This is a genomic window from Photobacterium marinum (assembly GCF_000331515.1).
GTDB classification, from domain to species: domain Bacteria; phylum Pseudomonadota; class Gammaproteobacteria; order Enterobacterales; family Vibrionaceae; genus Photobacterium; species Photobacterium marinum.
This window is the reverse complement of the sequence record NZ_AMZO01000019.1, coordinates 1-20,693: the sequence shown is the minus strand read 5'-3', so window position 1 is coordinate 20,693 and position 20,693 is coordinate 1. Positions and strand designations below refer to the sequence as shown.

The window sequence follows — 20,693 nt, the reverse complement described above, 5'->3', positions numbered from 1 at the left end:
ATAATTACAAATCAATATGATAAATACAAAAACCGGTACTCACTTCAGCGGAGGGTTAGAGGAGAAAAGGTGATGTACATCGCATTTTCAGCAAAAAAAGGCCTCTTGCTGAGGCCTTTTTTTCATACATCGAAATAAATCGTAATAGTTATAACGGGTCTGATTCCCGATTAAGCCAGCAGCTCTTTTGCAGTGTTCACTACGTTTTCAGTTGTGAAACCGAACATCTTGAACAGCTCGCCTGCCGGTGCAGATTCACCGAAAGTAGTCATACCGATGATACGGCCGTCGAAACCAACGTACTTGTACCAGAAGTCAGCGATACCCGCTTCAACAGCAACACGTGCAGTCACGTCAGATGGCAGAACCGCTTCACGGTATGCGGCATCCTGCTTGTCGAATACGTCAGTCGCAGGCATAGAAACTACGCGAACCTTGCGGCCTTCAGCAGTCAGCTGTGCGTATGCTTCTGTTGCCAGCTCAACTTCAGAACCGGTTGCGATAAGGATCAGCTCTGGCTTGCCTTCGCAGTCTTTCAGGATGTAACCACCTTTAGCGATGTCAGCAACCTGAGCTTCGCTACGCTCCTGCTGCGCTAGGTTCTGGCGAGAGAAGATAAGAGAAGTAGGGCCGTCTTTACGCTCGATAGCAAATTTCCATGCTATAGCAGATTCAACCTGGTCACATGGACGCCATGTGCTCATGTTTGGCGTCAGGCGCAGAGATGCGATCTGCTCGACAGGCTGGTGAGTCGGGCCATCTTCACCCAGACCGATTGAGTCGTGAGTGTAAACTTGGATGTTCTGCACTTTCATCAGCGCAGCCATACGCATTGCGTTACGTGCGTATTCCATGAACATCAGGAAGGTTGCACCATATGGTACGAAACCGCCGTGTAGTGCGATACCGTTGATGATTGCAGTCATACCGAACTCACGTACACCGTAGTGGATGTAGTTACCGGATGCATCATCAGCAGTCAGTGACTTAGAGCCAGACCACATAGTCAGGTTCGATGGTGCCAGGTCAGCTGAGCCGCCCATGAATTCTGGCAGCAGCTTACCGAATGCTTCCAGTGAGTTCTGAGAGGCTTTACGAGACGCGATGTTCGCAGGGTTTGCTTGAAGATCTGCAATGATAGCGTTAGATGCTTCTTCCCAGTTTTCTGGCAGCTCGTTGTTTACACGACGCTTGAATTCAGCAGCCAGTTCAGGGTGAGCGGCTGCGTATGCTGCAAACTTCTCGTCCCATGCTGCTTCTTTAGCCGCACCCGCTTTTTTCGCATCCCACTCAGCGTAAACGTCTGCAGGAACTTCGAAAGGACCGTGGCTCCAGCCAAGGAATTCACGAGCCGCTGCGATTTCTTCAGCGCCCAGAGGAGCACCGTGACAGTCGTGAGAACCGGCTTTGTTTGGAGAACCGAAGCCGATGATCGTCTTACAGCAGATCAGAGTTGGTTTACCAGTTTCTGCTTTCGCCGCTTCAATAGCTGCGTTGATAGCGTCAGCGTCGTGACCGTCAACAGCAGGGATTACGTGCCAACCGTAAGCTTCGAAACGCTTAGCAGTGTCATCAGTGAACCAGCCTTCAACTTCACCGTCGATAGAGATGCCATTGTCATCCCAGAAAGCAATCAATTTGCCAAGACCCAGAGTACCTGCCAGAGAACATGCCTCGTGCGAGATACCTTCCATCATACAACCGTCGCCCATAAACGCGTATGTGAAGTGGTCAACGATGTCGTGACCGTCGCGGTTGAACTGATCTGCCATTGCTTTTTCAGCAATCGCCATACCAACAGCGTTAGTGATACCCTGACCCAGAGGACCAGTAGTCGTTTCAACGCCAGGTGCGTAACCGTATTCAGGGTGGCCTGGCGTTTTAGAGTGAAGCTGACGGAAATTCTTCAGGTCATCGATAGACAGTTCATAACCTGTCAGGTGCAGCAGAGAGTAAATCAGCATAGAACCGTGGCCGTTTGACAAAATAAAACGGTCGCGATCAGCCCACTGTGGGTTTTGTGGGTTGTGGTTCATGTGGCTGCGCCATAGTACTTCAGCGATATCAGCCATACCCATAGGGGCACCCGGGTGACCAGAATTTGCCTGCTGTACACCGTCCATGCTCAGGGCACGGATTGCATTAGCCAGCTCTTTGTTTGAAAGATGGTTACGAGAAGACATGTCTGCTCCAAAAATTCGTAGACTTTTTTATTGCGATTTTTTGCCTTTATTACAGCTAAGGCAAATAAACCAGGAATCGGCGGGCGTGTATTGTCGCAAAGTCTCCCCCTAAACTGCAAACGTTTCCCTCAATAAAATAATTCCGATATCAATAAGCTAACCGGAAATTGACAAAAAAATACCAATCTCAGCCTCACAGACGTAAACGTTTGCTTCAAGTTTTCAGCATAACCCTACAATTCGTAATGTTGATTTTCTGCCGATCCAGAGTATTATAGACGTCTAGACGGAGGTAGCTCTATACTTTCAAACGTATATCCGTATATGTTTTATCAATAATTTTGCAGATTTCAGGGCTCCTCAATATCAATCCGTATCAACATAAAAGTGAGACCACGCATGTCAAAACACCTGTTCACTTCTGAGTCGGTATCAGAAGGTCATCCGGATAAAATTGCAGACCAGATTTCTGATGCTGTATTGGATGCGATCCTGGAACAAGACCCTAAGGCACGTGTTGCGTGTGAGACCTATGTAAAAACCGGTATGGTAATGGTGGGTGGTGAGATCACGACTTCAGCATGGGTTGATATCGAAGAGCTGACTCGTAACACTGTTCGCGAAATCGGCTACGTAAACTCAGACATGGGTTTTGATGCGAACTCTTGTGCGGTTCTGAGTGCAATCGGTAAGCAGTCTCCGGATATCAACCAAGGTGTTGACCGTGAAGACCCTCGTGAAATGGGTGCCGGTGACCAGGGTATCATGTTCGGTTACGCGACTAATGAAACTGACGTACTGATGCCAGCACCAATCACTTACGCACACCGTCTGGTTGAACGTCAGGCTAAAGTTCGTAAGAACGGCACTCTGCCATGGTTACGTCCTGATGCGAAAAGCCAGGTAACTTTTGCATACGATCAGGGTAAAATCGTTGGTATTGATGCTGTCGTTCTGTCTACTCAGCACTGTGAAAGCATTGAACTACCTGTACTACAGGAAGCGGTTATGGAAGAAATCATCAAACCGACTCTTCCTTCTGAGTGGCTGAACAAAGACACTAAGTTCTTCATCAACCCGACAGGCCGTTTCGTAATCGGTGGTCCAATGGGTGACTGTGGTCTAACAGGCCGTAAGATCATCGTTGATACCTACGGTGGCGCTGCACGTCACGGTGGTGGTGCGTTCTCTGGTAAAGATCCATCAAAAGTTGACCGTTCAGCAGCTTACGCAGCACGTTACGTTGCTAAGAACATTGTTGCCGCTGGCATGGCGGACCGCTGTGAAATCCAGCTGTCTTACGCAATCGGTGTTGCTGATCCAACATCAATCATGGTTGAAACTTTCGGTACCGAAAAAGTAGCCCACGACATCATTGTTGAAGCGGTACGACAGCACTTCGACCTGCGCCCTTACGGTATGCTTGAAATGCTTGATCTTCTTCAGCCTATTTACCAGAAGACGGCAGCTTACGGTCACTTTGGCCGTGATGAATTCCCTTGGGAAAAAACTGACAAAGCTGAACTGCTGCGCGACTTCGCAAAGCTTAAGTAAGCATTGCTGCAAACAAATTGAAAAAGGAAGCTTCGGCTTCCTTTTTTGTTTTCTGGGAACTCTCATTCGAATTCCCTATACTGCCCTGCTCCAGCTATAAAATCAGATCCGACTATGACATCCCTTCAAAACCAGGTTAATGAGAAAGTCAGGCATTGTATTGACCAGGCCAACCACCGCCTCAACAAACACTTTGCCATGCCAGCAGTCAGCTTCCGCCAACGGGGTAAAATTGCAGGAAGTGCCCGCCTGCAAGGCTGGGAAGTACGCTTCAACCCGGTTCTTCTGGAGGAAAATCCGCAAGCTTTCCTGGATGAAGTAGTTCCCCACGAAGTCGCTCACCTGGTTGCGTTCAAACTGTTTGGCAAAGTGCGTCCTCACGGCCGGGAATGGCAAATCATCATGACTGAAGTGTTTGGCGTACCAGCCAGAACCACTCACAGCTTTGATATCACATCAGTTCAGGGGACCACCTTCCTCTACCGCTGTCACTGTAGTGAGCACCACCTGACCATCCGACGCCATAACAAGGTTATACGAAAGCAAGCGGTCTATCACTGCCGTAAGTGCCACCAACCGCTTGAAGCCGTCTGACAGCCCACCGCCACAACTCCGTCCCCAAAACGTAACACTATGTAATTTACAAAATAAAAAAGAGTGAACTGCTTCTAAAAACCACATTCAGTGATAACCTTGTCATAACTGATTCCAATGATAAGGCCGCACATGCAGCGCACTTTAAAATGGCTCACCATCGGTTTACTGTTCCCGGCAACCGTGATGGCCGCCCACCCCTCTTCATTCAGCAAAGCGAAGAAAATCGCCGTCAATATCTACCAAGAGCATCCGGTCAGCTTCTATTGCGGCTGTGACATCAAGTGGCAGGGTAAAAAAGGCATCCCGGATCTGGAAAGTTGCGGCTATGAAGTTCGCAAACAGAAGCGTCGTGCCAGCCGAATTGAGTGGGAACACGTGGTGCCGGCCTGGCAGTTTGGCCATCAGCTTCAGTGCTGGCAGGACGGCGGTCGAAAGAACTGCGGTAAAGATGCCAGGTTCCGCCATATGGAAGCGGATCTTCACAACCTGACTCCAGCTATCGGTGAGGTGAACGGTGATCGCTCCAACTTCAATTTCCGTCCGTGGAACGACGACAAGGGTGCCTTTTACGGCCAATGTGAAATGAAAGTCGACTTTAAGCAACGCCGTGCCGATCCGCCTCCGGCAGCTCGTGGCGCTATCGCCAGAACCTATCTGTATATGAGCGACAGATACCCATTCCGCCTCTCCCGACAGCAACGCCAACTCATGGAGGCCTGGGACAGACAATACCCGGTCAGCGACTGGGAATGCCGCCGCAATGAGAAAATTGCAGAAATTCAGGGCAACCATAACCCATATGTTGAGAAGGCCTGTTCTCAGCGTAAAAACTAGTAAAAACAACAGCTACAATCCGGCCGTTGCTGCCAGGAGTCACAGTAACGGCCATCTAGCCACAGTAAAATCCACCTTCCGGACTTGGTTTTTTACTCGCCCGCATCCATGTATTAGCAAACAGCACAGTATTAATTGATATACTACCGCGAGATAAAACTAACCAGGTTATTGAGATAGCCATGAGAATCCCACGAATTTACCACCCTGAAACTCTGCCTGCTCAGGGAAAAGTTATGCTCAGCGATGATGCCGCGAATCATGTTGGTCGTGTTATGCGTATGCAGCCGGGCCAGGAGCTGATGCTGTTTGATGGCAGCGACGCCGAATTTCCGGCAGTCATAACCAACGCCAGCAAAAAAAGTGTTGAAGTAGAAATCCAGTCACGCGAGGAAAACAGCGTTGAATCCCCGCTGGATATCCACCTCGGCCAGGTGGTTTCTCGTGGTGAAAAGATGGAATTTACCATCCAGAAATCTGTTGAGCTGGGCGTAAATACTATCACCCCTCTGATCTCTGAACGCTGCGGTGTAAAGCTCAACGCAGAACGTTTCGAAAAGAAACTTGCACAATGGCAGAAGATCGCCATCAGTGCCTGCGAGCAGTGCGGCCGCAATACCGTACCGACTATCCGCCCGATCATGAAACTGGAAGACTGGTGTGAAGAAGAGTTTGACGGCCTGAAACTAAACCTGCACCCGCGAGCCAGCTATTCGATCAACACCCTGCCAGAGCCGGTGAACAAGGTTCGCCTGCTGATCGGCCCTGAAGGTGGCCTGTCAGCTGAAGAGATCGGCATGACCGAACAATATAAATTCGATGAAATCCTACTTGGCCCACGCGTACTGCGCACTGAAACGGCAGCGATGACGGCAATCACTGCTCTGCAAGTTCGCTTCGGCGATTTAGGCTAATAACCCTAGGAGAAAGTAATGATCAAACTGGGTATCGTGATGGACCCGATTGAGTCTATCAACATCAAGAAAGATTCCAGCTTTGCCATGATGATGGAAGCTCAGCGCCGTGGCTGGGAAATCCACTACATGGAAATGAACGACCTGTCACTGGAACAGGGTAAGGCTGTTGCCCGTACCCGTATTGTCAGCCTGAAAGAAGATCCGAACGGCTGGTTCGAATTCCACGGTGAGCAGGAAATCGCCCTGTCTGATCTTGATGCGGTACTGATGCGTAAGGATCCACCGTTCGATACCGAGTATATCTATGCCACTTACATCCTGGAGCGCGCCGAAAACGAAGGTGCTCTGATCGTCAACGAACCTCGCAGCCTGCGTGACTGTAACGAAAAACTGTTCACCGCCTGGTTCCCGGATCTGACTCCGACAACCCTGGTTACCCGCAGCGCTGACAAGATCCGGGCTTTCCATAAAGAGCACGGTGACGTGATCCTCAAGCCGCTTGACGGCATGGGCGGCTCATCGATCTTCCGCGTGATGGACGGCGATCCGAATGTATCAGTGATCATCGAAACACTGACCAACCACGGTAATAACTACTGCATGACTCAGACTTTCGTTCCTGATATCAGCAACGGCGACAAGCGTATCCTGGTTGTTGACGGCGAGCCGATCCCATACTGCCTGGCACGTATCCCGGCTAAAGGTGAAACCCGCGGTAACCTAGCGGCAGGTGGTCGTGGCGAAGCCCGTCCAATCAGCGAAACAGACCGTAAAATTGCAGAAACCGTCGCACCGGTACTGAAAGAAAAAGGTCTGATCTTTGTTGGCCTGGATGTAATCGGCGACAAGCTGACTGAAATTAACGTTACCAGCCCGACCTGTATCCGTGAAATTGAAGCTGCCTTTGATGTTTCTATCACTGGTAAGCTGATGGATGCAATCGAGCGCCGCGTTAAGGCTTAATTCTCCAGGCACTGATATCGACGCAGCCCGGTTACTCCGGGCTGCGTTTTTTATAGCAGAGGCCGTAACAGAAGTTCCTCTTAACCATGCGTTAATACCATTTCTGAAGAATAATCGGCATACTGTAAGTAACAGGATATGTTGTAGGTAGACAAAATGAATTTAACCAATCATTTTCTGGTTGCCATGCCCTCCATGCAGGATCCGCACTTTAAAGGTAGTGTTGTCTATATCTGCGAACATAATGAAGACGGTGCTATGGGCTTAGTTATCAACCTGCCTATCGATATTTCCGTTGGGAACATGCTTGAGCAAATTGACATCGAACGCGACCTGCCACTGGAAGATCCGGCAAGCCTTGAGCAACCGGTTTTTAATGGCGGACCAGTCTCCGAAGACCGTGGCTTCGTTCTTCATATGAACCTGAAGCCGGAGCACAACGATTTCAGCTCCAGTATCGATATCACCGAAAAATTATCGATCACCACATCAAAAGACATTCTGGCCCTGCTAGGAACCAGTGAAGCACCGGAAAAATTTCTTGTTGCCCTGGGGTACGCAGGCTGGGGCGCAGGCCAACTGGAACAGGAAATGGCTGAAAATACCTGGCTGACCATGGAAGCCGATCCGGATGTTGTCTTCAACACCCCGATCAGCGAGCGCTGGGATAAAGCTATTGCCCGGCTTGGCATCAGTTCAGCCCACCTATCAATTGATAAAGGACATGCATGAGTAACTCACGCAGCGTATTAGCATTTGACTACGGCACCAAAAGTATTGGTGTCGCGATTGGCCAGGAAATGACTGGCACCGCCAACCCACTGGCTGCCTTGAAAGCTAAAGACGGGATCCCAAGCTGGGAAGCAATCGAAAAAATACTGAAAGAATGGCAACCGGATCTGATTGTCGTTGGCCTTCCTCTGGATATGGACGGCTGCGAACTCGAAGCAATTACGCCTCGCGCCAAAAAGTTTGCCAACCGCCTGCACGGTCGTTTCGGCTATCAAGTTGAACTACATGACGAGCGCCTGAGCACAGCTGAAGCCCGAGCCGAACTGTTTGAACGCGGCGGTTATCGTAACCTGAGCAAAGGCAATATCGACTCCCAATCAGCCGTTGTGATCCTGGAAAGCTGGTTCGAACAGCAGTACGGATAAATTCAGGTTCAACAACACAAAAAACACTTAAGCGAGAGTCCTAATACTCTCGCTTTTTTTCGCGTTTTACCCACCTTTCAAAACGCAGCACGACCTCGCCAAGTAAAGCTGTACAGCTTTTCTTCCATTTTTCAGCCTGAAGCTGTCACCACTTATTGTAGTTCTCAAACAACCAGCGCGATCCCGCCTCGCATAAGGGATGATCAGCTTGTACAGCTTTTGGACACCTTGAACCCAAAAGCTCCATAAGTTGATCGCCTTTTTCATACCGAAAAAATAATTCTTATAGTTCATTCGGTTAAAGATAATGAACAATAAAAAAAGCTTTAGGATCATCACAACCCTAAAGCTTCATTACTGAATCAACAGCCAGAGAAAGAACTTAATTCATATCGATCGTTACCCCGTCCAGGGTATTGTTACCGATCTGATTTTTATCACCAACCTTGATCATCAAACGTAAATCATTGGCAGAATCTGCATGGTGCAGCGCATCCTGCTCAGTGATCTTGCCTGCGCTGAACAACTCATACAGTGACTGGTCAAAAGTCATCATTCCCGACTCTCCGGATTTAGCCATCACCTCTTTGATCTCATGCAGTTCACCGCGACGAATCAAATCCGCAACCCGAGGAGTATTAAGCAGAAGTTCAAATGATGCGTGACGTCCGGCACCATGAGCATCAGGAATTAATTGCTGGGCCAAAATACACTTCAGGTTAAGAGACAAATCAAACAGGAACTGATCGCGGCGCTCTTTCGGCACCAAGTGCAAAATACGTTCAAGCGCCTGGTTGGCGTTATTAGCGTGCAATGTCGCCATACAGAGGTGACCGGTTTCGGCGAAGTTCATCGCATATTCCATGGTTTCCCGTGTCCGGACCTCACCAATCAGGATCATATCCGGTGCCTGTCGCAGTGAGTTCTTCAGTGCGACTTCATAGCTCTCAGTATCCAGTCCCACTTCGCGCTGGGTGACAATACAGCGGTCATGCTTATGGACGAACTCGATCGGATCTTCAACCGTCAGGATATGACCGCTACGGTTAGCATTACGAAATCCGGTCATCGCAGCCAGTGAGGTTGACTTACCCGAACCAGTAGCCCCTACCACCAAGACCAGACCACGCTTAGCCAATGCCATTCGCTGCATGTCCATCGGCAGATTCAAATCAAAAATATCCGGGATCTCAGTTTCAATCCGCCGGATCACCATTCCCGGCAATTCTCGCTGCCAGAAGGCACTGACCCGGAAACGCAATTCGCCGCGCACCAGGGCAAAATTGGCTTCCCGGGTTGAGACAAATTCCTGCTGGAGTTTACTGTCCATCGCCTCATCGACCATAAGATCGACCGTCTGACGATCCAGCGCCTCTCCCAGCTGATGCAGGTTCCCGTCAACTCTAAGCAGACAGGGGGCATCCACGGTAATGTACAGATCCGATGCCTTGCATCGCACCATCTCTTCGAGGATCTGCTGTAAATTCATCTCGGTTCCTTAATTACTTTGTTTGCCGTGCACTTATAGCTGAGTGAAGGCACTGTCCACAATTCGACGGCCTTCCTCAGCCTCAACCTGCCCCTGTGCCACCAGCATTTTTACACTCTGCTCCATGGTTTGCATCCCCATTGCCGAGCCGGTCTGGATCATAGAGTACATCTGCGCCACTTTATCCTCACGGATCAAATTACGGATCGCCGGGGTGGCCATCATCACTTCATGAGCAGCCATCCGCCCACCACTGATACTCTTGAGCAAACTCTGGGAGATCACCGCCCGCAATGACTCCGACAACATGGAGCGTACCATAGCCTTATCGTTACCCGGGAACACATCAATGATCCGGTCAACCGTCTTGGCTGCCGAGCTGGTATGCAAGGTTCCAAGCACCAAATGCCCTGTTTCCGCCGCAGTCAACGCCAAGCTGATAGTTTCCCTGTCACGCAGCTCCCCCACCACAATAACATCCGGATCTTCACGCAATGATGAGCGCAATGCATTATTGAAACTATGAGTATCACGATGTACTTCTCGCTGATTGATCAAACTGCGTTTGCCTTCGTGAACAAACTCCACCGGATCCTCAATGGTCAGGATGTGACGGTTAAAATTCTCATTAATATAATCAACCAATGCAGCAATAGTGGTCGACTTACCTGAACCGGTTGCTCCGGTTACCAGCACCAACCCACGCTGGCTCTGAGCAATTTGATAAAACACCTCTGGTACATTCAGAGACTCAAGGGTCGGGATATTTAGCGGAATCGTCCGGAACACCGCCGCTGCACCGCGTGACTGATGGAAAGCATTAACACGGAAACGGCCAACCTGAGGCAGTTCAAAGGAGAAGTCCACTTCCAGCTTTTCTTCATACTCACGACGCTGGGCATCATTCATGATGTCAAACACCAGCCGATGTACCTCGCCATGCTCCAACGCAGGCAAGCTCAGTTTCCTAACATCACCATCAACCCTGATCATCGGCGGAACACCTGCAGAAAGGTGCAGATCAGAGGCATTATGCTTTACACTAAAGTCCAGTAGTTCGGTGATATCCATAAATTTTCCCCACAGAATCAATTATGAGTAGTATCAAACAAAATATTGAACAGGTCATCTCTCAGATAACCTCAGCAAGTAAAAAATGCGGCCGGAAGGCCGATTCCGTGCAACTACTGGCGGTAAGCAAAACAAAACCGATTACAGCGATCGAAGAAGCAATTGCTGCCGGACAGTTTGCATTCGGTGAAAACTATGTCCAGGAAGGGGTCGAAAAGGTTCAGCATTTCTCATCCCACCAACAGGCTGACTCACTAAGCTGGCACTTTATCGGGCCTATTCAGTCGAATAAAACCCGGCTTATTGCCGAGCACTTCGACTGGGTTCATTCTATTGACCGGGCCAAAATTGCCCGCCGCCTGAGCGAACAGCGCCCGGCAGATATGCCGCCGTTAAATGTATTATTGCAAATCAACACCAGCAGCGAAGCCAGTAAATCCGGCATTGCTTTTGAAGACCTGGAAGCTCTGGCTGACGAAATTGCCGCGATGCCAAATCTGGTACTGCGTGGCCTGATGTCGATACCGGAAAGAGCGGACGACTATGACAGCCAGTACGCAGCATTCAAATCACTGGCCGATGCCAAAGAGAAACTGCAGGCAAAACACCCGCAGCTAGATACCCTGTCCATGGGGATGAGTGGTGATATGGAGGCGGCTATCGCTGCTGGCAGCACAATTGTCCGTATCGGTACCGCTATTTTCGGAGCCAGAGATTACAGCAACAAACAATAAAGGATGCTCAGCGCATTTATTCCTGACTTCACTTAGGGAATATGCCGACCAACTTTGCGCTTTCTACACAAGGATTTAGCATGGAACAACGTTCAATCGCTTTTATCGGTGCCGGTAACATGGCCCGCTCAATCATCGCCGGCCTGGTTTCCAGTGGTTACACACCAGATAAGATCACAGCAACGGCACCAAGCTCTGCCCGCCGTGAGCCCCTGGCACGAGATTACGGCATTCACACCAGCGACGATAACCTGCATGCAGCTGAGCTGGCAGATGTCATCGTACTGGCCGTAAAGCCTCAACTGATGGAAGAAGTCTGTCGTCCACTTCAGGTACTCGATTTCAGCGGCAAGCTGGTTATTTCTATCGCCGCAGGCATCTCAGCCCAGCGCCTGAACGAAATGCTCAACACTGAGCTAAACCTGGTCCGCGTCATGCCAAATACCCCATCTCTGATCGGTAAAGGGATGAGTGGCATGTTCGCTCCGGCTTCAGTGGGCACTGAAGATAAAGCCTTTGCCGAACACTTAATGACAGCTGTCGGTGAAGTCTGCTGGGTAGAGCAAGAAGCTGGAATTAACGGTATTATTGCCGCTGCTGGCAGTGCGCCGGCTTACTTCTTCCTGTTTATGGAAGCAATGGAAGCAGAGGCGGTTAAACAGGGCTTTGACCCGGCAACCGCCCGCAAATTGGTGCAACAGTCCGCCGCCGGTGCAGCCGAAATGGTGATTGCCAACCCGGAGACCAATCTGGCCACCCTGCGTGAACAGGTCACCTCTAAAGGCGGAACCACCGCAGAAGCAATAAGAACATTTAACGAACACCAACTTAGTGATACCGTAGCTAAAGCAATGCGTGCTGCAGTTACCCGCGCTGAAGAAATGGAAAAGTTATTTTAAGGTTTAGATATGAATTCAATTGGTTTTTTAGTCAGTACCCTGTTCGACCTCTACATTATGGTCGTCCTGCTGCGCATCTGGCTCCAGTGGGCCCGGGCAGACTTCTATAACCCGTTCTCCCAGTTCATTGTAAGAGCAACCCAGCCTATTGTTGGTCCGCTACGTCGTATCATCCCGTCAGTCGGTTCGCTGGACTTAGCAACCCTGATCTTCGCTTACGTGCTAAGCATTTCCAAGTTTGTCCTGCTCCAGCTGGTACTGACCGGCGGCAATATGGCATTCAGCGCTGATTTCCTTTGGGTCGGTGGCCTGTCTCTGCTTAAAGCAGCCGGTAGCCTGATCTTCTGGGTACTGCTGCTTCGTGCAATCCTGAGCTGGGTAAGCCAGGGCCGCAGCCCGGTTGAATACGTGATGCACCAGCTGACTGAACCAATGACAGCACCAATCCGCCGTTTTATACCCGCTATGGGCGGCTTGGATCTGAGCGTGATTGTCCTTTTCATCGGCCTGCAGTTTGCCAATATCCTGATGGGTGATCTGATTGGTCCTATCTGGTTCCAGTTATGAGCCAACAAGCTGTAACCCAAAACGGCGACGATCTGGTAATACATCTGTATATCCAGCCTAAAGCGAGCCGTGACAAAATTGTCGGCCTGCATGGCGATGAACTGAAAGTTGCCATCACCGCACCACCGGTTGATGGCAAAGCCAATGCCCATCTGAGCAAATACTTGGCCAAGCAGTTTCGCGTAGCCAAAGGACAAGTGGTTATTGAAAAAGGCGAGCTTGGCCGCCACAAGCAGGTAAGGGTTGAAAGCCCGCGTGAAATCCCACAGGTCATTTCCGAACTGCTGTAAACCTAACACCCGCAACATACGATACAGCCCGGCCATATAGCCGGGCTGATACTATTAATGGTCAGCAACCACAAAATCACAGGCAACAATTAACAACAGCCACTGGCTATACTATAAGGATGTAATAATCGCCGGATTATCAGGGTCATATTGGTACCGGTGTGTGTCCAAGAAGGATAAAATCATGACTCGTATCTTATGTTTATTATCGGCACTACTCTTTACCGCACTCCCTGTAAATGCAGAGCAACTGAAAGACATCGGCAACCTTGAAGTTCACTACTCCAGCTTCCCATCAACATTCCTGACGCCTGAAATTGCCAGTACCTACCGCATTCAGCGCAGCCGCTACTCAGCGATCGTCAATGTCACCGTACTGGATAAAAGTCAGGAAGGAAAACCGGCCGTCACTGCCGTACTGACCGGTAAAGCAAAAAACCTGCTCGGTACCATCAAGAACCTGACATTCCGCGAAGTCCGAGAAGGTAATGCTATTTACTACCTTGCCGAACTAGGCCATGCCAACGAAGAAAGCTTCAGTTTTACCATTGATATCAATCGCAACGGCACCAACGGTCAAATCGCTTTCCAGCAGACGTTCTTCGTCGACTAGCCATTCTCTTTACGGTGGAGTCAAACGGCTCCGCCCTTACATTCCCTTCCTGTGTCCCAAAACTGGTGACAGCCTGAGATTGGTATTATCATAGCGCCCGTTATTACCAGTCCTTTTGATTACCTGTCCTTTTGCGGACCCACCGAGGAACAACGATGAGCAAACTAGTACTGGCCACTGGCAACCAGGGCAAAGTAAAAGAGATGGCAAGCCTGCTTGCAGACTTTGGTTTCGATGTTGTGGCACAAAGTGATTACAACGTTTCTTCTGTTGCTGAAACCGGCACCACCTTCATTGAAAACGCCATTATCAAAGCTCGTCATGCAGCAAAAGAAACCGGCCTGCCTGCAATTGCCGATGACTCTGGCCTGGAAGTGGACTACCTGAAAGGTGCTCCGGGTATCTACTCGGCCCGCTTTGCCGGTGAATATGCTTCAGATCAGCAAAATCTGGAAAAACTGCTGAAAGAGATGGAAGACGTACCGGCTGAACAACGTACCGCCCGTTTCCACTGTGTACTGGTGATGATGCGCCATGAAAATGACCCAACGCCGCTGGTATGTCACGGCACCTGGGAAGGCAGCATCTCGACTGAAGCGCACGGCGAGAACGGCTTCGGTTACGACCCGATTTTCTGGGTACCGGAAGATCAGTGCGCCTCTGCCGAACTAGAGCCCGCGCGCAAAAAGCAGCTGTCTCACCGAGGCAAAGCACTGAAAAAACTGTTTGCTGCCCTGAAGGACGCCTGATGCTAGTTCCACCACCATTAAGCCTGTATGTCCACATCCCGTGGTGTGTTCAGAAATGCCCGTACTGTGACTTCAACTCTCATGCGCTTAAAACAGATATTCCCGAGCTGGATTATATTGATGCGCTGATTGACGATCTGGAAACAGATCTGAAGGCTTACCAATTGGAAGACGGCCACCGTTCGCTGCATTCGATCTTTATTGGTGGTGGTACACCAAGCCTGATTTCACCGGAAGAGATCGGCCGCCTGTTGCAGGCCATCGAAGCTCGGATTCCGTTCAGCCCGGATATCGAGATCACCATGGAAGCCAACCCGGGTACGGTCGAGGCCGGACGCTTCACCGCCTACCGTGAGGTTGGCGTCAACCGGATCTCAATCGGTATCCAGAGCTTCCAGGATGAGAAACTCAAACGCCTGGGACGGATCCATGGCCGCAACGAGGCTATCCGCGCGGCACAGCTGGCAGAAGAAGCCGGACTCAACAGCTTCAATGTTGATTTGATGCACGGCCTGCCGGATCAATCGATCGAAGATGCCCTATCCGACCTGAAACAGGCGATTGCACTGAACCCGCCTCACCTATCGTGGTACCAGCTGACGATTGAGCCGAACACCCTGTTCTACTCAAAACCGCCAACATTACCGGATGATGACGACCTGTGGGATATATTCGAACAGGGCCACCAGTTGCTGACAGAAGCCGGTTATGTGCAGTATGAAATTTCCGGCTATAGCAAGCCCGGGAAACAATGCCAACATAACCTGAACTACTGGCGTTTTGGTGACTATCTGGGCATCGGCTGCGGCTCCCACGGCAAAATCAGTTTTGCTGACGGTACCATCACCCGCACAGTGAAGGTAAAACACCCGCGCGGTTATCTCAATCCTGAAAAACCGTATCTGGTTCAGGAAACTCAGGTCGACAGTGATGAGCGCCCGTTCGAGTTCTTCATGAACCGCTTCCGCCTGCTGGAGTCCTGCCCGAAACAGGACTTTGTCGAGCGTACCGGACTTCCGCTGAGTACGATTCAAGCCCCTATCGAGTGGGCATTAAGTCAGAATTACCTGGAAGATTCAGGGGACGAGTGGCAGATAACCGAGCACGGAAAGCTGTTCCTCAACGATCTGCTGGCCGCTTTTGTTGAAGAAGAATAAAAGCCTAGAGACAGATAAAATCAGGGGCGATGGTTATCAATAACCATCGCCCCTTTCATTAAATTGAGAGCCAGCGTCAAAGTAACGTCAAACTGCAAAATCAGAAGATAGAACGACCAATCCTGTCTGCCAGTAATTCCAGAGCCGCCGTCCCCGCCAGGGAGTTACCGCTCGGATCCAGCTCAGGCGACCATACCGCAATCGTCATCTCGCCCGGAACAACGGCAATAATACCGCCACCAACACCGGATTTGCCCGGCATACCGACCCGGTAAGCAAACTCACCGGCGCCGTCATACAAGCCACAGGTCGCCAACAAGGCATTCATCTGCTTACTCTGAGTCTGGCTGATAATCGGCTCTTTTGCCCCTAGAGGCTGGCCTTTATTGGCCAGATAACTGAATGTCCTGGCCAAATCGACACAGCTCATTTTCAGTGCGCAGTAACTGAAGTAATTGGTCAAAACCGGCATTACCTCGTTCTCAAAATTGCCAAACGAGCGCATCAGATAGGCAATGGAAGCATTACGATCACTGTGCTGCATTTCAGATGTCGCCACAACCTTATCGTAAACAATATGCTGATCACCGGACAAATCACGCACCAGCTCCAGCATCCGGTACTGAGGTGCCGACAGACGGCTGTGAAGCAGATCAGACACAATCAGCGCCCCGGCATTAATAAACGGATTACGCGGAATGCCGTTTTCCAACTCAAGCTGAATGAGCGAGTTGAAAGCATGGCCCGACGGCTCCTTACCCACACGCTTCCAGATCTCTTCCGGTTTATACAACGTCATCGCCAACGTCAGGCTCAATACCTTGGAAATAGACTGGATAGAGAAACGCTCTTCACTATCGCCGGCCTGAATAATTTCACCATCGTTGTAACACACGGCAATACCAAGCTTATTGGCCGGAACTGTTGCCAATGCAGGAATGTAATCAGCAACTTTACCTTTACCAATCAAAGGCCTGACTTCATCCAGGATCTCATTTAGCAACGCTTCTGTTGGCTTCATTCTGTTTTCTCCAAGGCTAAAAAAGCCAACACAAGGTTGGCTTCTTTTATTATTGTGACGCTACAGGGCTTAATAATCAGTTCTAAGCCTGTGTCATAGGGAAAATTATTCAGTTCGTGCGAACTTCATATCCCATACGCCGTGACCCAGACGGTGACCACGCGCTTCAAATTTAGTCAGCGGACGCTCTTCAGGACGAGGAATGTAATCACCTTCAGTCGCTGTATTTCGGTAACCCGGTGCAGCATTCATAACTTCCACCATGTGCTCCGCGTAATTTTCCCAGTCTGTTGCCATGTGGAAAATACCGCCAACTTTCAGCTTCTTACGTACCATCTCAGCAAATTCTGGCTGTACGATACGGCGCTTGTGGTGACGGGCTTTGTGCCATGGGTCTGGGAAGAACAGCTGAACTGTATCCAGGCTGCCGTCCGGGATCATGTAATCAAATACTTCAACCGCATCGTGACACATTACACGCAAGTTAGTCAGGCCGGCTTCTTCAGCACCCATCAGGCAAGCACCAACACCCGGGCTGTGTACTTCAATACCGATGAAGTTTTTCTCCGGTGCGTTCTTCGCCATCTCAACCAGAGAGGCACCCATACCGAAGCCGATCTCCAGCACTACCGGCGCTTCACGGTTGAAGACTTCTTTCCAGTCCAGCATCTGCTGAGCAAAATCGACACCCATCGCCGACCAGTTATTATCTAAAGCCGCCTGTTGGCCTTTAGTTAAACGGCCCTCACGACGAACAAAGCTACGAACTTTACGTATCAGTTTGCCGTCTTCGGTAAATTCAGACATTGTAACTTCGCCTGAGGTCTTTGAAACTTCGCTCATCGTATTACCTAAACTAGAAAATCAAAAAAACTGGGGTCTGTTTATCTTTCAACTTTGAAGCATCAAAAGATGAGCAGAACCTGAGCATCGGCATTATCCAAAGTTATGGCTCAAGTGCAAGTCTGTCGTTTGCGACAGCCGTCAGTTTGTGGTGCAATCAGCACAAAAATTATCATAACGGCACGCTTTTAAAGCTTGTCAGTAAAGTGAGCTAATTTCTGTGACCAATACCTTCTCTGAAGCCATTTTAGCGTGGTACGACAAATTTGGTCGTAAAACGCTGCCATGGCAGCTTAACAAAACGCCGTACAAAGTATGGCTTTCCGAAATCATGTTGCAGCAAACTCAGGTTGCAACCGTGATCCCGTATTTCGAGCGTTTTATGGAACGCTTCCCTACCGTCAGGGATCTCGCCGCAGCCGAGCAGGATGAAGTCCTGCACCTGTGGACAGGGCTAGGCTATTACGCCCGCGCCCGTAACCTGCACAAAGCCGCGCAGATGATTGTCTCTGAACATGGTGGGGAATTTCCGACCGATATCGAACAGGTGATGGCCCTGCCGGGTATCGGCCGTTCAACTGCCGGAGCTGTGCTTTCCCTGTCGCTCAAGCAGCACCACCCGATCCTAGACGGTAACGTCAAACGGACCCTGTCTCGCTGTTATGCTATTGAAGGCTGGCCAGGGAAAAAGGCGGTAGAAAATGCCCTGTGGCAAATTGCTGAAACCAACACTCCAGCAAAAGGTGTTGAACGCTATAATCAGGCCATGATGGATATGGGGGCGATGATCTGCACCCGAAGTAAACCCAAATGCGACCTATGCCCGGTTACCGACATCTGCCAGGCCAAAGCCCAGCAACGCCAGCTCGACTTTCCTGGCAAGAAGCCTAAGAAAACCATGCCAGAGAAACAGGCCTGGTTCGCAATTTTCCAGTGCGGCGAAGAAATCTGGCTGGAGCAGCGCCCACCGGCCGGAATTTGGGGCGGCCTCTGGTGTTTCCCGCAACATGACCATCACGACCTGTCCGGTATTGTCGAACAGCGCCTTGGCACAAAAGTGGAAGTCAATCAGCCAGAGCAACTTGGTGCCTTTCGCCATACATTCAGCCATTACCATCTCGACATAGTTCCAATGTTATTCAGGCTGGATAACATGCCGGACATGATCAGGGAATCAGGTAAAGGCCAATGGTATAACCTCAATAATCCGGCGAAAATAGGTCTTGCCGCACCGGTGCAACAGATCCTCGACAGCCTGCACTATGAGCTAAAGCAAAACAGGTAGTGATAAGCCGCTTTTAACCATCATCGGTGAAATCTAGAAGCGGCCGCTGCACTCTGGTATAACTAGCAACGTATTCATGACGATTGAAATTGAAGGAGCCACTCAATGAGCCGTACAGTATTTTGTGCTCGTCTGAAAAAAGAAGCGGAAGGTTTGGATTTCCAGCTTTACCCGGGTGAACTAGGCAAACGAATTTTTGACAATATCTCCAAAGAAGCCTGGACAGAGTGGCAGGGTAAGCAAACCATGCTGATCAATGAGAAAAAACTTAACATGATGGATCCGGAGCACCGTAAGCTACTGGAAACAGAAATGGTGAGATTCTTGTTTGAAGGTCAGGATGTCGTTATCGACGGCTATACTCCCCCGAGCGAGTAAACGTCCTGACTTCACGATTTATTCATCTTCCGGTGTAATAATCTTTACCCGGATAAAGAGAAACTGACATCATTTGCCACCAACAAGTGATGTCTTTTTTTTACTGGGAATTATGAAAAAACGCGCGCTTTTACTGTCACTGCTTCTGCTCAGCGGATGCAGCCGTGAGTTTGTCGAAAAACTCTATGATGTCGACTATGCCACGACCAACCGCTTTGCCAAAAACCTTGCACCATTACCGGGGCAGTTCACTAAAGATGCCGCCGCCCTTGACCGTTTGATCAACAGCTTCAGCGGGCAGGTAAAACGCCACTGGGGTGATCATGATTCCCTGATTGCAGGTAAACGCCAGTACGTTAAATACACCGATGGCTACCTGAGCCGGGCCCATGTCGACTTTGTCCGCGGTCTGGTAATTGTGGAAACCGTGGCTACAACAGAGCCGGAAACCCACCTCAAAAAAGCCATTGCCACCACCCTACTAACACCGGATAACCCGGCCGGGGTCGACTTGTATTCGGATTCCGAAATTGAGCTGAACGGTAAACCGTTCCTGTACGGTCAGGTATTGGATCAGGAAGGTAAAGCCGTCGAATGGTCATGGCGCGCCAATAAATTTGCCGACTACCTGATCAGCCACAAGCTGAAAAAACGTAAGATCCGTTACCAACAGGCCTATTACGTTGAAATCCCTATGGTGGCAGACCACGTCAACAAGCGTAGTTACAAATACGCAAGCATTGTTCGTGATGCTTCCCGCCGTTACGGGATCCCGGAAGATCTGATCTACGCGATAATCAAAACCGAGAGTAGTTTTAACCCTTATGCGGTCAGTCACGCCAATGCCTACGGTCTGATGCAGGTAGTACCGAACACCGCAGGCGCAGATGTGTTTAAGCTGGTTAAGAAGAAATCCGGTAAACCGTCACCGCAATACCTGTTTGATCCAGCCAAAAACATTGATACCGGCACCGCCTACTTCTACATATTACGAAACCGTTACCTGAAAGAAGTCCGCAATCCGCAGTCGCTTCACTACAGCATGATTTCGGCCTATAACGGCGGCACTGGCGGCGTATTGAAGACATTCGACAGTAATCGCAAACGGGCAATGAATGACATCAATCGCCTGCAGCCAAATCAGGTTTACTGGGCACTGACGAACAAGCACCCGAAAGCGGAAGCCAGACGCTATCTGCAAAAGGTGACCAAGTTCCAGAAAGAGTTCAACCAGGGGAAAATCTAAAGTAATGACAAAGGAATAGCCGCATATGGCCACAACGTTCAAAAAGCGAGCAAGTGGTCATTGCTGTGACATTTTTCTTAAAAAAGTAGTTGACGGCGAGGCCGAAAACCCGTTTAATAGCGCTCCGTTGCCTCGATAGCTCAGTT

22 protein-coding genes are annotated in these 20,693 nt (G+C 49.9%); 17 read left to right on the top strand and 5 right to left on the bottom strand.

All coding sequences use genetic code 11. The annotated features are described in order from the left end of the window. Positions 1-170 precede the first annotated feature (170 nt). On the bottom strand, positions 171-2,183 hold the full coding sequence (gene tkt / locus C942_RS12605; RefSeq protein WP_007466341.1) for a transketolase: 2,013 nt from the start codon (positions 2,181-2,183) through the stop codon (positions 171-173). Positions 2,184-2,582: 399 nt separating this feature from the next. Between tkt and metK the strand changes: the two genes are divergently transcribed. The 7 genes from metK (at position 2,583) to ruvX (ending at position 8,205) form a co-directional block, all read left to right on the top strand. Then, positions 2,583-3,737 (top strand): methionine adenosyltransferase, encoded by a 1,155-nt coding sequence (gene metK / locus C942_RS12600; RefSeq protein ID WP_007466339.1) that lies wholly within the window; start codon positions 2,583-2,585, stop codon positions 3,735-3,737. A gap of 114 nt (positions 3,738-3,851) precedes the next feature. After that, positions 3,852-4,331 (top strand): SprT family zinc-dependent metalloprotease, encoded by a 480-nt coding sequence (locus C942_RS12595; RefSeq protein ID WP_007466337.1) that lies wholly within the window; start codon positions 3,852-3,854, stop codon positions 4,329-4,331. Positions 4,332-4,463: 132 nt separating this feature from the next. Continuing rightward, on the top strand, positions 4,464-5,168 hold the full coding sequence (endA, locus tag C942_RS12590) for a deoxyribonuclease I (protein WP_007466335.1): 705 nt from the start codon (positions 4,464-4,466) through the stop codon (positions 5,166-5,168). Between the two features lie 182 nt (positions 5,169-5,350). Beyond that, the gene (rsmE, locus tag C942_RS12585; protein ID WP_036800045.1) at positions 5,351-6,082 is read left to right on the top strand and encodes a 16S rRNA (uracil(1498)-N(3))-methyltransferase; all 732 of its coding nucleotides are present in this window, start codon (positions 5,351-5,353) and stop codon (positions 6,080-6,082) included. A gap of 18 nt (positions 6,083-6,100) precedes the next feature. After that, positions 6,101-7,048, top strand: a complete 948-nt coding sequence (gshB, locus tag C942_RS12580) for a glutathione synthase (protein ID WP_007466331.1) — start codon at positions 6,101-6,103, stop codon at positions 7,046-7,048. Between the two features lie 156 nt (positions 7,049-7,204). Beyond that, entirely contained in the window at positions 7,205-7,780 is a 576-nt protein-coding gene (locus C942_RS12575) for a YqgE/AlgH family protein (protein WP_007466330.1), read from the top strand. Then, on the top strand, positions 7,777-8,205 hold the full coding sequence (ruvX, locus tag C942_RS12570) for a Holliday junction resolvase RuvX (RefSeq protein ID WP_007466328.1): 429 nt from the start codon (positions 7,777-7,779) through the stop codon (positions 8,203-8,205). Before C942_RS12575 ends, ruvX begins: the two co-directional genes overlap by 4 nt. Positions 8,206-8,587: 382 nt before the next feature. On the opposite strand, the gene C942_RS12560 is transcribed toward ruvX, so the two are convergent. Continuing rightward, a complete protein-coding gene (locus C942_RS12560; RefSeq protein WP_007466326.1) occupies positions 8,588-9,694 on the bottom strand; it encodes a PilT/PilU family type 4a pilus ATPase in 1,107 nt (368 codons plus the stop codon). Between the two features lie 33 nt (positions 9,695-9,727). Next, positions 9,728-10,765, bottom strand: coding sequence for a type IV pilus twitching motility protein PilT (locus C942_RS12555; RefSeq protein ID WP_007466324.1), 1,038 nt, complete (start codon positions 10,763-10,765; stop codon positions 9,728-9,730). Between the two features lie 23 nt (positions 10,766-10,788). Between C942_RS12555 and C942_RS12550 the strand changes: the two genes are divergently transcribed. The 7 genes from C942_RS12550 to hemW all read left to right on the top strand — a co-directional run bounded on the left by C942_RS12550 (position 10,789) and on the right by hemW (position 15,774). Then, positions 10,789-11,499 carry a YggS family pyridoxal phosphate-dependent enzyme gene (locus C942_RS12550; protein ID WP_036800039.1) on the top strand — a complete coding sequence of 237 codons (711 nt, stop codon included), beginning with the start codon at positions 10,789-10,791 and terminating at the stop codon, positions 11,497-11,499. An 80-nt stretch (positions 11,500-11,579) separates the two neighbouring features. Continuing rightward, positions 11,580-12,398, top strand: a complete 819-nt coding sequence (gene proC, locus C942_RS12545; protein ID WP_007466320.1) for a pyrroline-5-carboxylate reductase — start codon at positions 11,580-11,582, stop codon at positions 12,396-12,398. Between the two features lie 9 nt (positions 12,399-12,407). After that, entirely contained in the window at positions 12,408-12,965 is a 558-nt protein-coding gene (locus C942_RS12540) for a YggT family protein (protein ID WP_007466318.1), read from the top strand. Further along, entirely contained in the window at positions 12,962-13,255 is a 294-nt protein-coding gene (yggU, locus tag C942_RS12535; RefSeq protein WP_007466316.1) for a DUF167 family protein YggU, read from the top strand. Before C942_RS12540 ends, yggU begins: the two co-directional genes overlap by 4 nt. Positions 13,256-13,439: 184 nt before the next feature. Beyond that, complete coding sequence (locus tag C942_RS12530; RefSeq protein WP_007466315.1) at positions 13,440-13,868, top strand: DUF4426 domain-containing protein; 429 nt, start codon at positions 13,440-13,442, stop codon at positions 13,866-13,868. Between the two features lie 155 nt (positions 13,869-14,023). Next, positions 14,024-14,617, top strand: a complete 594-nt coding sequence (locus C942_RS12525; protein WP_007466312.1) for an XTP/dITP diphosphatase — start codon at positions 14,024-14,026, stop codon at positions 14,615-14,617. Further along, positions 14,617-15,774 carry a radical SAM family heme chaperone HemW gene (gene hemW / locus C942_RS12520; protein WP_007466310.1) on the top strand — a complete coding sequence of 386 codons (1,158 nt, stop codon included), beginning with the start codon at positions 14,617-14,619 and terminating at the stop codon, positions 15,772-15,774. The genes C942_RS12525 and hemW overlap by 1 nt, the downstream gene beginning before the upstream one ends. A 100-nt stretch (positions 15,775-15,874) precedes the next feature. Here hemW and glsB read toward each other — a convergent pair whose 3' ends face one another. Together glsB and trmB are read right to left on the bottom strand one after the other, a co-directional pair. Continuing rightward, on the bottom strand, positions 15,875-16,795 hold the full coding sequence (gene glsB, locus C942_RS12515; RefSeq protein WP_007466308.1) for a glutaminase B: 921 nt from the start codon (positions 16,793-16,795) through the stop codon (positions 15,875-15,877). Positions 16,796-16,900: 105 nt separating this feature from the next. Beyond that, entirely contained in the window at positions 16,901-17,638 is a 738-nt protein-coding gene (gene trmB, locus C942_RS12510; RefSeq protein ID WP_036800036.1) for a tRNA (guanosine(46)-N7)-methyltransferase TrmB, read from the bottom strand. A 220-nt stretch (positions 17,639-17,858) separates the two neighbouring features. Here trmB and mutY point away from each other — a divergent pair, with 220 nt between their 5' ends. From mutY to mltC, 3 genes are all read left to right on the top strand, one after another. Continuing rightward, positions 17,859-18,923 (top strand): A/G-specific adenine glycosylase, encoded by a 1,065-nt coding sequence (gene mutY / locus C942_RS12505; RefSeq protein WP_007466303.1) that lies wholly within the window; start codon positions 17,859-17,861, stop codon positions 18,921-18,923. A gap of 105 nt (positions 18,924-19,028) precedes the next feature. Then, a complete protein-coding gene (locus tag C942_RS12500) occupies positions 19,029-19,301 on the top strand; it encodes an oxidative damage protection protein (protein WP_007466301.1) in 273 nt (90 codons plus the stop codon). A 112-nt stretch (positions 19,302-19,413) separates the two neighbouring features. Then, on the top strand, positions 19,414-20,547 hold the full coding sequence (gene mltC, locus C942_RS12495; RefSeq protein WP_007466299.1) for a membrane-bound lytic murein transglycosylase MltC: 1,134 nt from the start codon (positions 19,414-19,416) through the stop codon (positions 20,545-20,547). Positions 20,548-20,693 lie beyond the last annotated feature (146 nt).